13 protein-coding genes are annotated in these 11,725 nt (G+C 64.6%); 7 read left to right on the top strand and 6 right to left on the bottom strand.

Going from position 1 to position 11,725, the window contains the following annotated elements; all coding sequences use genetic code 11:
- Positions 1-216: 216 nt before the first annotated feature.
- From VN419_RS08650 to surE, 6 genes are all read right to left on the bottom strand, one after another.
- Positions 217-1,416 (bottom strand): phosphoglycerate kinase, encoded by a 1,200-nt coding sequence (locus tag VN419_RS08650; protein WP_325646535.1) that lies wholly within the window; start codon positions 1,414-1,416, stop codon positions 217-219.
- A gap of 10 nt (positions 1,417-1,426) precedes the next feature.
- Positions 1,427-2,440: a type I glyceraldehyde-3-phosphate dehydrogenase gene (gene gap, locus VN419_RS08645; protein WP_325646533.1), complete on the bottom strand. Its 1,014-nt coding sequence runs from the start codon at positions 2,438-2,440 to the stop codon at positions 1,427-1,429.
- Positions 2,441-2,449: 9 nt separating this feature from the next.
- Entirely contained in the window at positions 2,450-3,022 is a 573-nt protein-coding gene (locus VN419_RS08640; protein ID WP_325646531.1) for a GAF domain-containing protein, read from the bottom strand.
- Between the two features lie 176 nt (positions 3,023-3,198).
- On the bottom strand, positions 3,199-4,182 hold the full coding sequence (gap, locus tag VN419_RS08635) for a type I glyceraldehyde-3-phosphate dehydrogenase (RefSeq protein WP_325646529.1): 984 nt from the start codon (positions 4,180-4,182) through the stop codon (positions 3,199-3,201).
- 34 nt (positions 4,183-4,216) lie between these two features.
- Positions 4,217-5,140: a class II fructose-1,6-bisphosphate aldolase gene (gene fba, locus VN419_RS08630; RefSeq protein ID WP_325646528.1), complete on the bottom strand. Its 924-nt coding sequence runs from the start codon at positions 5,138-5,140 to the stop codon at positions 4,217-4,219.
- 82 nt (positions 5,141-5,222) lie between these two features.
- Positions 5,223-5,987: a 5'/3'-nucleotidase SurE gene (surE, locus tag VN419_RS08625; RefSeq protein ID WP_325646524.1), complete on the bottom strand. Its 765-nt coding sequence runs from the start codon at positions 5,985-5,987 to the stop codon at positions 5,223-5,225.
- 161 nt (positions 5,988-6,148) lie between these two features.
- On the opposite strand from surE, the gene VN419_RS08620 reads away from it, so the two are divergent.
- The 7 genes from VN419_RS08620 to VN419_RS08590 form a co-directional block, all read left to right on the top strand.
- Positions 6,149-7,237 (top strand): 3'-5' exoribonuclease YhaM family protein, encoded by a 1,089-nt coding sequence (locus VN419_RS08620; RefSeq protein ID WP_325646522.1) that lies wholly within the window; start codon positions 6,149-6,151, stop codon positions 7,235-7,237.
- Between the two features lie 2 nt (positions 7,238-7,239).
- Positions 7,240-7,890 carry a dTMP kinase gene (gene tmk / locus VN419_RS08615; protein ID WP_325646520.1) on the top strand — a complete coding sequence of 217 codons (651 nt, stop codon included), beginning with the start codon at positions 7,240-7,242 and terminating at the stop codon, positions 7,888-7,890.
- On the top strand, positions 7,883-8,683 hold the full coding sequence (locus tag VN419_RS08610; protein ID WP_325646518.1) for an amino acid ABC transporter permease: 801 nt from the start codon (positions 7,883-7,885) through the stop codon (positions 8,681-8,683). The genes tmk and VN419_RS08610 overlap by 8 nt, the downstream gene beginning before the upstream one ends.
- Before the next feature lie 19 nt (positions 8,684-8,702).
- Positions 8,703-9,548, top strand: a complete 846-nt coding sequence (locus tag VN419_RS08605) for a transporter substrate-binding domain-containing protein (protein ID WP_325646516.1) — start codon at positions 8,703-8,705, stop codon at positions 9,546-9,548.
- Positions 9,549-9,554: 6 nt separating this feature from the next.
- Entirely contained in the window at positions 9,555-10,874 is a 1,320-nt protein-coding gene (locus VN419_RS08600) for an ABC transporter permease subunit (protein WP_325646514.1), read from the top strand.
- On the top strand, positions 10,871-11,203 hold the full coding sequence (locus tag VN419_RS08595; RefSeq protein ID WP_325646512.1) for a ferredoxin-thioredoxin reductase catalytic domain-containing protein: 333 nt from the start codon (positions 10,871-10,873) through the stop codon (positions 11,201-11,203). The genes VN419_RS08600 and VN419_RS08595 overlap by 4 nt, the downstream gene beginning before the upstream one ends.
- A partial coding sequence (locus VN419_RS08590; RefSeq protein WP_325646510.1) for a hypothetical protein occupies positions 11,197-11,725 on the top strand: 529 nt, incomplete at its 3' end. The genes VN419_RS08595 and VN419_RS08590, both read left to right, overlap by 7 nt.

Raw genomic sequence — 11,725 nt, 5'->3', positions numbered from 1 at the left:
CTTTTCGGCAGCGACTACCCGCTCTTCGACCCGGCCGACGAGATAGCCCTGGTGGAGCGGCGCATCGAGCCCCTGGGCGTCAAGGCCGAGACCATCCTCAACGCGGGAACGGCGCTGTTCCCGGACCGCGCGGCGAAATAGCCCTGCCCAAGACGAAGAAAGCCCCCGCCAGGTACTCCCGGCGGGGGCTTTTCGCGTGTGAGGATCGACGCCCGGCTACTTCTTCGCGGCGTCTTCGAGGGCCTTGAAGCCCGGCAGCTCCTTGCCTTCCAGGAATTCCAGGAATGAACCGCCGCCGGTGGAGATGAAGCTGAACTTGTCGCCCAGGTGCGCGGCGTGGACCACGGCGTCGGTATCGCCGCCGCCCACGATGCTGAGCGCACCCGAGGCCACAATGGCCTTGGCCACGCCGATGGAGCCCGCGGCGAAGGCCGGGTTCTCGAAGGCCCCCATGGGACCGTTCCAGACCACCGTGCCCGCGTTCTTCATGATGTCCGCGAACACGAGGACGCTCTTGGGTCCGATGTCGAGGGCCATGAGCCCCTCGGGCACGGCGCCCGTGTGCGAGGCCACCTCGGCCTTGTCGTCCTTGAAGCTCCTGGCCAGCACGAAGTCCACGGGCAGGTGGATATGCGTGCGCATGTCCGCCGCGGAATCCAGGATGGCCTTGGCCTCGTCCAGCAGCTCGCGCTCCACCAGGGAAGCCCCCATGTCGATGCCCTGGGCCAGGCGGAAGGTGTTGGCCATGGCCCCACCAATGATGAGGTGGTCCACCTTGCCCAACAGGTTTTTCAGGATGCCAAGCTTGCTGGACACCTTGCTGCCGCCGGAAACGGCCACAAAAGGCCGCTTGGGGCTTTTCAGCGCGCCGTTCAGGTACTCCCACTCCTTCTCCATCAGGAAGCCCGCGCAGGCCTTGGGCGCTGCCAGGGGAGCCTCGGTGACGGAGCCGTTGGGACGGTGCGACACGCCAAAGGCGTCGCTGACGTAGAGGTCCAGGCCCGCCAACAGTTCGGTGGCGAAGGCCATGCGCTCGGCCGGGTCCTTGCTGGTCTCGGCCTTGTGGAAGCGCAGGTTCTCCAGCATCAGCACCTCGCCGCCTTTCAGCGCGGCGATCTTGGCTTTCACCTCCGGGCCGATGCAGTCCGCCGCCAGGGGCACGCTCATGCCGAGCAGGCCGGCCAAATGCGCGGCCACGGGCGCCAGGGAGAACTCGGCTTTCACCTCGCCCTTGGGCTGGCCCAGGTGGCAGCATATGACGGCCGCCCCACCCTTTTCCAGGATGTGGCGCAGGGTGGGCAGGCTCTCGCGGATGCGCGTGTCGTCCGTGACGCGGGTGCCGTCGAGGGGCACGTTGTAGTCCACGCGGATGAGAACCTTTTTGCCAGAAACTTCGATGTCCTTGAGATAAAGCATGTCTAAATCCCTAGAGGCCCTTGTCGGCCATGAGCTTGATGAGGTCTGCCACGCGGCAGGAATAGCCCCATTCGTTGTCGTACCAGGTGACGATCTTTGCCAGACCGGAACCGGAAACCACAGTGTACTCGGCGTCGATGATGCTGGAGCGGGGATCGCCGCGGAAGTCGGTGGAGACCAGCGGCCGTTCCGAGAAGCCCAGAATGCCCTTGAGCGGGCCCTCGCTGGCGGCCTTCAGAGTGGCGCGCAGGGTTTCCGTGTCCGTCGGTTTGGCAAGGGTGCAGGCAAAGTCCACGATGGACACCGTGGGCGTGGGCACGCGAAGCGAGTAGCCGTCCACCTTGCCCTTGAGCTCCGGGATGACCAGGGCCACGGCCTTGGCCGCTCCGGTCGATGTGGGCACAATGTTGAGGGCGGCGGCGCGGGCGCGGCGCAGGTCCTTGTGCGGCATGTCCAGAATGCGCTGGTCGTTGGTATAGCTGTGGATGGTGCACATGAGGCCGTTGACCACGCCGAAGGCGTCGTTGACGACCTTGACGGCCGGAGCCAGACAGTTGGTGGTGCAGCTGGCGTTGGAGATGATGCTGTGCTTGGCCGGATCGTAAAGGTGCTCGTTGACGCCAATGACGACGGTGATGTCTTCTTCCTTGGCCGGGGCGCTGATGATGACCTTCTTGGCGCCGGCTTCGATGTGGGCGCGGGCTTTGGGCCCGGTGGTGAAGAGGCCGGTGGACTCGATGACGATATCCACGCCCAGGTCGCCCCAAGGCAAATTCTTCGGGTCGCGCTCGGCGTAGCAGGCAACCTTCCAGTCGCCGTAGCTGATGCCCCCGTCTTCAGTCACCGCCACGGCATGCGGCGCCCTGCCGTAGGTGGAGTCGAACTCCAGCAGGTGCGCGCTGGTCTTGACGTCATACAGATCGTTCAAAGCCACTACGGTGGCCACGTCCCGGTGGTTGTCGTACAAGGCCTTCAAAACCTGTCTGCCGATGCGGCCGAAACCGTTGATCGCGATGCGCAACATGGTCGCCCCCTAGTCTTCAAAGATGCGGTGCTCGTAGGAGGCCAGCATCTCGTAATCGGTTTTCAAAGCCTGGTGCAGCCGGGCGTTCTCGATGGCCATGGCCGAGATGTCGGCCACTGCGTGCAGGAAGTCCAGGGACGCCTCGTCGAAGCTGCGCTCGGTGGTGGTGTAGATGCGCATGACGCCGATGGCGTGTCCGTCCACCATGAGCGGGGTGACGAGCACGGTGACGATGCCTTCCTTTTTGGCGGCCTCGCCGTACTGGAAGCGCGGGTCGTTCTGGGCGTTGGGGATCTGGATGGTCTTTCCTGCGAGGACCTCTCGGTCCACCTCGCTGTGCGCAAGTTCGACGGAGCCCTTGCGGAAGTATTCCTTGGACAACCCAAAGGCAGCGCTGGGAAGCAGGCGTTTGCCCGAGCGGTCCAGCAGGCGCAGGGTGCAGCCTTTGGCGCGCACGGCCTTGGTGGTTTGCTCAGTGACGGCGGAAAGAACGTTGCCGGTCTCCAGACTTGAATTCACCACCCGGGCCACATCGGCCAAGGTACGGAAATACCGTTCAAAACGATCAGGCGTTTTCGTCATGGCATCCTCCTCAGGTTACGAACAATATCTATCTGCGCAGGATGGAAAAGTCAGCAAAAATATGCGGCGGGCATTATTTAAAACATTTCCGTGACTGATACGTGCGCGGTCATCCCAGGCGCCAGGCGCAAAAAAGGGGGCCGCAGCCCCCTCTTGGATTGTGTACGCGGAGAAGGCTAGCCGAAGGCGGCGACCTTGTTGATGAGCCGCACCAGCTGGTGGGTGAAGCCCGCCTCGTTGTCGTACCAGACGATGAGCTTCACCTGGGTGCCGTCCATGACGGTGGTGAGGCCGGAATCAAGCACGCCGCCGAAGGTGCTGCCGATGAAGTCCGAGGAAACCAGCGGCTCGTCGCAGTAGCCGAAGCTCTCGTTGGCCGCGGCTTTCATCACGGCGTTGACCTCTTCCTTGGTGGTCGGGCGGTCAAGCTCGCAGGTCAGGTCCACGATGGACACGTCCGGGGTGGGCACGCGGATGGCGAAGCCGTCGAGCTTGCCCTTGAGCGACGGAATGACCAGCGACAGGGCGCGAGCAGCGCCCGTGGTGGTGGGCACCATGTTGAGCGCGGCGGCGCGCGCGCGGCGGATGTCCTTGTGGGAACCGTCGTGAAGGCGCTGGTCCATGGTGTAGGAGTGGATCGTGGTCATGAGGCCGTGCTTGATGCCGAAGGCGTCGTTCAGAGCCTTGGCCGCCGGGGCCAGACAGTTCGTGGTGCAGGAGGCGCTGGAGACGATCTTGTGCTCCGGCTTCAGGTCGGCGTCGTTCACGCCCACCACGATGGTGGAGTCCATCTCCTTGCCGGGGGCGGAAAGGATGACTTTCTTGGCCCCGCAGGCGAGGTGCGTGGAACAGCCCGCGCGGTCATTCAGCTTGCCGGTGGACTCGATGACGATATCGCAGCCCATGTCGTTCCAGCTCCACTCGCCCGTGGCGAAGCGGGTCACGTTGACCTGCTTGCCATCGAGCAGGAAGCCCTTGTCGTTGCCCTCCACGCGGGGGAATGCCCCATGCACGGAGTCGTATTTGAGCAGGTGCGCCAGGTCCTTGTTGGTGGCCCGGGCGTTGATGGCCGTAAGTTCCAGGCCGGGCTGGTCAGCCAGAAGCCTGGTCAGGTAGCGGCCAATGCGGCCAAAGCCGTTGATGCCAATTCTCGTCGCCATTTCGTCTCGCTCCTTCGCGGGTATTTCTCTCCGCCTAGGCCTTGCCAGAACAGCCCAGGACGTTCTTGATCTTGCGCTGAACCATTTCCTTCACCGCCGTGCGGGCCGGGGTCAGGTACTGACGGGGGTCGAAGTCCGCCGGATTCTCGGCCAAGTGCTTGCGGATGGTGGCGGTCATGGCCAGGCGGATGTCGGTGTCGATGTTGATCTTGCACACGGCCTTGCTGGCGGCCTTGCGCAGCAGGTCCTCGGGCACGCCGCGCGCGCCGGGAACGTGGCCGCCATACTTGTTGGCCATGTCCACAAACTCCTGCGGCACGCTGGAGGCGCCGTGCAGCACGATGGGCACGTTCGGCAGCAGCTGGGCCACGCGGTCCAGGCGGTCGAAGTCCAGCTTGGCCTCGCCCTTGAACTTGTACGCGCCATGGCTGGTGCCGATGGCGATGGCGAGGGAGTCGCAGCCGGTGCGGGTCACGAAGTCCTTGGCCTGTTCGGGGTCGGTGTAGATGTGCTCATCGGAGCTCACGTCCTCCTCCACGCCGGCCAGACGGCCCAACTCGGCCTCGACCCAGACGCCGCGGGCGTGGGCGTACTCGACCACGCGCTTGGTCTCGGCGATGTTTTCTTCATAGGGCAGGTGCGAGCCGTCATACATGACCGAGGTGAAGCCGCCGTCGATGACCTCTTTGCAGAGATCGAAATTCGGTCCATGGTCCAGGTGCAGCACCACAGGCAGGTTGTTGCCCTGCAGGGCGGCCTCCATGAGCTTGATGATGTAGTTCTGCCCGGCGTACTTGCGCGCCCCGGCGGAAACCTGCAGGATCAACGGGGCGTTTTCGGCCTTGCCGGCCTCCACGATGCCCTGGACGATCTCCATGTTGTTCACGTTGAAGGCGCCGATGGCGTAGCCGCCGGCATAGGCTTTGGCAAACATTTCCTTGGGTGAGACGAGGGGCATGGAATCCTCCTTGGCGGTCGTGAAGGGGGCGCTAAATGACAACTGCAAACACTTTATCTCATGTCACGCTCTGATTTTCCTGTCAACTGAGCATGCCGGAAAGCATGGGTTCCAAAAGGTTCAGGGTCTCGTGATCCGTGAAGTCGAACTTGAGCGGGGTCAGGGTCACATAGCCTTCGCTGAGCAGTCTGCGGTCGCGCCCGGGGCTGATGCGTTCGGCCTTCAGCTCGCCGCACATCCAGTAGTACGGGCGGCCGCGCGGGTCCAGGCGCTCCTCAAACCAGTCCGTGTAGGCCACGCGGGTGTGCGGGCAGAGCTTGAGACCCAGCACCTCGGCAATGGGCCGGGCCGGGAAGTTCAGGTTCAGCACGCACTTCTGCGGAAGGCTGGCCAGGGGCAGCCGGGGCAGCAGGGCCGTGGCATATTCCGCCTGGCCGGAAAGATCCCTGGGGTTGAAGTCGTCCATGGACACGGCCATGGCGGAAAAGCCCATGAGCGCGCCTTCCGTGGCCGCGGAGACCGTGCCGGAGTACATGAGGTCCACCCCGACGTTGGCCCCGGCGTTGATGCCCGAGATGACCATGTCCGGCCTGTCCTTGATGAGCGTGGACAGGGCCAGCTTCACGCAGTCTGCCGGGGTGCCGGTGACGCCCAGGCCGAAGAAGCCCTCGTCGCGGAATTCCTTCACGCGCAGCGGCGCGGAAAGAGTGATGGCGTGCCCCACGGCGGACTGCTCCGTCACCGGGGCCACGACGTGGACCTCGTGCCCGGCGGCCGCAAGCGCCCTGTGCATGGCGCGCAGGCCCACGGCCTGGATGCCGTCGTCATTGGTGAGCAGGATGCGCATGGACACTCCCTTGCAAAGGGCCTCGGCCCTGTTCTTCAGCCATTGTTCGGGTTTGACAAGCCACGCCCCTTGAGGGCAAATGATGCGTCACAAGGGACGCCCTGCCCGCCGCACGGCGCGGTACAGGCGCAGTACCCCAACATGAGGGAGTTGGCAAGGCCGTGATAGCGAAAGCTGTGTACATACGGGACATTAGCCCCGGACAGACGATACAGGATTATTTTCTTCTGGCCGAGGCCCGCACCGGGACCTCCCGAAACGGCCCGTACTGGAGCCTGATGCTGCAGGACGCGACCGGCCAGATGGAGGCCAAGATCTGGAGCCCGCTCTCCCTGGCCCACCCCGGCCTTTCCGCCGGGCAGCTGGTGCAGGTCCGCGCCCAGGCGGCCAACTACCGCGACAAGTGCCAGTTGACCATCGACCAGCTCACTGAGGTGGACGTGGCCGAGGCCGACCTTGCGGAATTCCTGCCGCCCAGCCCCGTGGACCCGGAAGCCTTGCTGGCGCAGGTCGAAGAGCTGTGCCGCCGCGAGTTGACGCACAAGCCCTGGCGCGGACTGATGAAGAAGATCCTTGCCGACCCCGAGGTGCGCGGACGCCTTCTGCCCGCCACCGGGGCCAAGGCCGTGCACCACGCCTACGCCGGTGGACTGCTGGAGCACACCCTGGCTGTGGCCCGCACCTGCCTGGCCCTGGCCGACCTGTACCCGCACCTGGACCGCCAGATCCTGCTGGTGGCCGCGCTGCTGCACGACCTGGGCAAGGCCTGGGAGCTCACCAGCGGCCTCTCGCACGAGTACACGGACGAGGGCAGGCTGCTTGGCCACATCCAGCTGGGCCTCACGCGCATCGAGCCTTTCCTGGCCAAGGCCAAGGATCTGGACGAGGGCCTGGCCCTGCATCTGCGCCACCTCATCATCAGCCACCACGGCGAGTACGAGTTCGGCGCGCCCAAGCGTCCCAAGACGCCGGAGGCCTTCATCCTGCACTTCGCGGACAACATCGACGCCAAGATGAACACCATGGCCGGGGCCTACGCCGAGCTTGAGGGCACGGACCAGGGCTGGACGCCCTTCCAGCGTTATCTGGACCGCTACCTGTACCGCGCCCCGCACACCCCGGAAGCACCCGCGACGGGCTTCGGCCTGCTGGGCGGGAAGGACGCGAAGGACGCGGCCGACAAGAAGCCCGCGGCCAAGCCCCAGGACATCGACGAACGTTTCCTGCTCCTGCCGCTGGGATCGGACTAGCCATGTTCATCACCTTTGAAGGCATAGAGGGCACGGGCAAGTCCACGCAGATCGAGCTGCTCAAGGCGCATCTGGAAACCCAGGGAAGGCGCGTACTCGTGACTCTGGAGCCCGGCGGCAGCCGCATCGGGGCCGAACTGCGCCGGGTGCTGCTCTCGCTCGAAAACCGCGACCTCTGCGCCCGGGCCGAGCTGTTCCTGTACTTGGCCGACCGCGCCCAGCACGTGGCCCAGGTGGTGCGCCCGGCCCTGGAGGCCGGGCAGGTGGTGCTCTGCGACCGCTTCGTGGACTCCACCGTGGCCTACCAGGCCTATGGCCGCGGGCTCGACGCGGACATGCTGCACGGCCTGAACAGCCTCGCTGTGGACGGCCTGTGGCCGGACCTGACCATTCTGCTCGACCTGGAGGCCGAGGTGGGCCTGACCCGCGCCGTGGCCCGCAACCAGGCCGAAGGCAAGACCGTGGCCGAGGGCCGCTTCGAAGCCGAGAGCCTGGCCTTCCACGACCGTGTGCGCCAGGGCTACAAGGCCTGGGCCGCGCGCTTCCCGCAGCGCATCCGCAGCGTGGACGCAAGCGGGACGCCGGAAGGAATCGCCGCCGCCGTGCGGCGGCTGGTGGACCCGCTGCTGGCGGAGACGCGTCTGAATGCCTGACCCCACGCCCGCACGCACCGCCGGAACCCCCTGGCCCGTCCTGCGTGACTGGCTGTGCTTCCTGCTGGCGCTTGCGGGAGTGCTCTGGCTCATCGCGCGCGGGGCCGACAGCCTGGGCTACAACTGGCAGTGGTACCGCGTCCCGGTCTTCCTCGTCACGCCGCAGGGCGCGCCCGGCCCGCTCCTCACCGGCCTGCTGCTGACCCTGAAGCTCACCGCCCTTTCCGGCCTGGGCGCGCTGGCCGTGGGCACCCTGGCCGCCCTGCTCAGGCTCTCGCGCTCCGTGGCCGGGCGGGCGCTTTCGCGCGCCTACCTCGAGGCCGTGCGCAACACCCCGCTCTTGATCCAGCTGCTGTTCCTCTATTTCGTGCTGGCCCCGGCGCTGGGCATCAGCCCGCTCGTCAGCGCGGTGCTCGGCCTCTCGCTCTTCGAGGGGGCGTACGTGTCCGAGATCCTGCGCGCGGGCATCGTGTCCATGGACCAGGGCCAGTGGGACGCCGCCCGCAGCCTGGGCATGGGCAGAGCCGCCGCGTACCGGCTGGTGATACTGCCCCAGGCCGTGCGCCGCGTGCTGCCGCCCCTGGCCAGCCAGAGCGTGTCGCTGGTCAAGGACACCTCGCTCGCCAGCGTCATCGCCATCGCCGAACTGACCCTGCGCGGAGGCGAGATTGTGGCCCAGACCTTTCTGAGCTTCGAGATATGGTTTACGGTTGCCGCGCTATACTGGATCGTCACCACCACCCTATCCGGCCTGGCGGCCAGCCTGGAGCGCAGGCTCGCCTACCCCACCTGACACGTATGGAGGACGCACCATGTTCACGAAACGCTTGAACGTTTTCCTCATGGCCCTGCTGCTTCTGGCGGCCCTGGGCTGCTCGAAGTCCGATCCGCAGACGCTCCCCCAGGCCGCAAAAACGGACGCTGCAAAGGGCGGCACGGTGGAGCAGATTCTGCAGCGCGGGGTGCTGCGCGTGGGCTTCTCCACCTTCGTGCCCTGGGCCATGCAGGACAAGAAGGGCGAGTTCATCGGCTACGAGATCGACGTGGCGCGCCGCCTGGCCCAGGACATGGGCGTGTCCGTGCAGTTCGAGCCCACGCAGTGGTCGGGCATCATCCCGGCGCTTCTCTCCGGCAAGTTCGACATCATCATCGGCGGCATGAGCATACAGCCCCAGCGCGCCATGAAGGTGAACTTCACCATCCCCTACGAGTACTCCGGCATGTCCATCGTGGCGGACAAGCTCAAGGCCGGCAAGTTCAAGTCCCTGGCCGACTTCGACCGCCCGGACGTGATCCTGGCCATCCGCCAGGGCACCACCGCCGTGGACGCGGCCAAAAAGTACCTGCCCAAGGCCCAGCTGCGCCTGTTCGACCAGGAGGCGCAGACCATTCAGGAAGTGCTGAGCGGACGGGCCCACGCGGTGGTCGCCTCCGACCCCTTCCCGGCCTTTCAAGCGCTGAAGTACCCGGATAAGCTGGTGCTGCCCCTGGCCGAGCCCTTCACCAAGGAGCCCATCGCCTTTGCCGTGCGCAAGGGCGATCCGGACTTCGTAAACTTCCTGGACGGCTGGATCCGCATGGCGAACGACGAGGGCTGGCTGACCGAACGCCACAACTACTGGTTCCGCACCGACAAGTGGAAGGACCAGGTGGAGTAGCGACGGGTGAGCGCCCAGGCCCCAAGCGATGCGGAGGCCCGAGCCGGGCATGCGGCATCGGCGCGTCTGCGGCTGTGCCCGCTGGACGCGCTGGTGCTGCTGCTGGCCGGGGCCGCGCTCTTCTGGCTGGGCCAGGGCGCCGCGGAGCGCCTGAACTATCGCTGGAACTGGGCGGCCATTCCGCAGTTCCTCATCTACGCCGACGCCGCCACGGGGGAGCTCCACACCGGGCGGCTTCTGACGGGCCTCGCGGCCACCATCCGCCTGAGCCTGTGGGCCGGGGCCCTGGCGCTTGTGCTGGGCACCGTGGCCGGGCTCATGCGCGTCAGCCCGCGCCTGTTCTGGCGCCTGTGCGGCGGCACGTACGTGCTCTCCGTGCGCAACACGCCGCCCCTGGTGCTCATCTTCCTGTTCTCGTACTTCCTGTCCGGCCAGCTCATTACCGCCCTCGGCCTCGACGCCGCAGTGACGCAGCTGCCCGTTGCCCTGCACGGCCCGGCGCGCTTTCTCTTCGGCCCTCTGGGGCAGATGCCGGGCTTTCTCACCGCCATCGTCACCCTGGGGCTCATCGAAGGCGCCTACGTGGCCGAGATCGTGCGCGCAGGCGTGCAGTCCGTCGAATCCGGCCAATGGGACGCGGCCTCGGCCCTCGGCTTCCCGCGCTGGCGCACGCTCTTGTCCGTCATCCTGCCGCAGGCCTTCCGGCGCATGCTGCCGCCGCTCACCGGGCAGTTCGTGTCCACGGTGAAGGACTCGGCCATCGTGTCCGTCATCAGCATACCAGAGCTGACCTTCCAGGCGCAGGAACTCGTCAGCGCCACATACCTGTCCTTCGAGGTCTGGACGCTGGTGTTCCTGCTCTACCTTGGCCTCGGCCTGCCCTGCTCCATCGCCGCGCGCGGGCTGGAGAAGCGCCTCGCCCGCTCGGACCGCATCGACCACGCAGGGCCGCACATCACCACAACCCCGCATGAGGATTCGGCAATGGCTTTGACAGGCAACTGGTTTTCGCGCATGTTCGGTAAAACACCACAGGCCTCCGCCCCGGAGACCGAAGCCAATAGGAGCGACCCCATGGCCCCAGTCGTGAAAGTCTACGCGCTGTCCACCTGCATTCATTGCAAAAAGGCCAAGGAATATCTGGACCAGTGCGGCGTGAAGTACGAGTGCGTGCACGTTGACCAGCTGACCGGCGAAGAGCGCAAGCTGACCGTTGAGGAAGTGAAGAAATTCAACCCCTCGGTGTCGTTCCCCACCATCATCATCAACGGCGAGGCCGTGGTGGGCTTCAACCAGGAAAAGATCGACGAGGCGTTGAAGAAATGACCCCGGAAAAACTCTTTGAGGCGTTGAAGAAGATCCAGGAGCCCAAGGGCTATTTCTTCAACCCGGACATGAGCATGACAATGCCGCTCATGGAGAGCCTGCTTATCAACAAGGACCGGCTGGGGTACATGGCGTGCCCCTGCCGCCTTGCCAATGGCACGTTCGAGGCCGACCGCGACATCGTGTGCCCGTGCGAGTACCGCGAGGCGGACGTGGCCGAGTTCGGCGCGTGCTTCTGCGGGCTGTATGTCAGCAAGGGCTGGCTTGAGGGGACGGTGGAGCGGGTCGTGGTGCCGGAGAGAAGGCCGGTGGAGAAAATATTGTGGTAGAGAACTGGCAACTGCTTCTAAGCATCCTCTCTGCAGGAGGAATTGGAGCAGCAGCTGCTGTCGGTCTCTTCAAATGGCTTGGCCAAAAATGGATAGAAACTCGGTTTGCTGAACGCTTACAGCACCACAAGCATGAGCAAGCAAAGGAAATACAACGGCTGAGAGTAGAAATCGATTCACTGCTCAGCGGCGTATTGAAATTACAAGAACGAGATTTTATAGTTTTACCTGAAGCATGGGCGAAGTTACAAGAAGCCTTTTATCAAACTCTCAACGCCGTAGCGCCGTACCAGGAATACCCAGAATTAAACAACAAAACACAGGCCCAACTTAATGAGTTCTTGCAATTGGATTGGCTGACAGGCACCCAAAAAGACGAGATTAGGAAAGCAGAAGATAGAAATACAGTTTTCCTAGAATTCAGGTTTTGGCATTATATCGCCACGGCAAGAAAAGCACAGATTGAACTTCAGATTTTTATCGAAAGAAACGGAATATTCTTTCCTGAAGATATACTAGCAC

Origin of the sequence: Humidesulfovibrio sp., from assembly GCF_035560995.1 — a bacterium.
Classification (GTDB): Bacteria; Desulfobacterota; Desulfovibrionia; order Desulfovibrionales; family Desulfovibrionaceae; genus Humidesulfovibrio.
Note: the sequence above shows the minus strand (reverse complement) of the source record. Positions and strands in the feature narration are given on the sequence as shown.

What these genes read in the sequence shown, in the direction of transcription:
- fba (WP_325646528.1), bottom strand. Translation starts at nt 5,140, where the DNA reads ATGCCCCTCGTCTCACCCAAGGAAATGTTTGCCAAAGCCTATGCCGGC.
- gap (WP_325646529.1), bottom strand. Translation starts at nt 4,182, where the DNA reads ATGGCGACGAGAATTGGCATCAACGGCTTTGGCCGCATTGGCCGCTAC.
- tmk (WP_325646520.1), top strand. Translation starts at nt 7,240, where the DNA reads ATGTTCATCACCTTTGAAGGCATAGAGGGCACGGGCAAGTCCACGCAG.
- VN419_RS08610 (WP_325646518.1), top strand. Translation starts at nt 7,883, where the DNA reads ATGCCTGACCCCACGCCCGCACGCACCGCCGGAACCCCCTGGCCCGTC.
- VN419_RS08605 (WP_325646516.1), top strand. Translation starts at nt 8,703, where the DNA reads ATGTTCACGAAACGCTTGAACGTTTTCCTCATGGCCCTGCTGCTTCTG.
- VN419_RS08650 (WP_325646535.1), bottom strand. Translation starts at nt 1,416, where the DNA reads ATGCTTTATCTCAAGGACATCGAAGTTTCTGGCAAAAAGGTTCTCATC.
- VN419_RS08640 (WP_325646531.1), bottom strand. Translation starts at nt 3,022, where the DNA reads ATGACGAAAACGCCTGATCGTTTTGAACGGTATTTCCGTACCTTGGCC.
- gap (WP_325646533.1), bottom strand. Translation starts at nt 2,440, where the DNA reads ATGTTGCGCATCGCGATCAACGGTTTCGGCCGCATCGGCAGACAGGTT.
- VN419_RS08595 (WP_325646512.1), top strand. Translation starts at nt 10,871, where the DNA reads ATGACCCCGGAAAAACTCTTTGAGGCGTTGAAGAAGATCCAGGAGCCC.
- surE (WP_325646524.1), bottom strand. Translation starts at nt 5,987, where the DNA reads ATGCGCATCCTGCTCACCAATGACGACGGCATCCAGGCCGTGGGCCTG.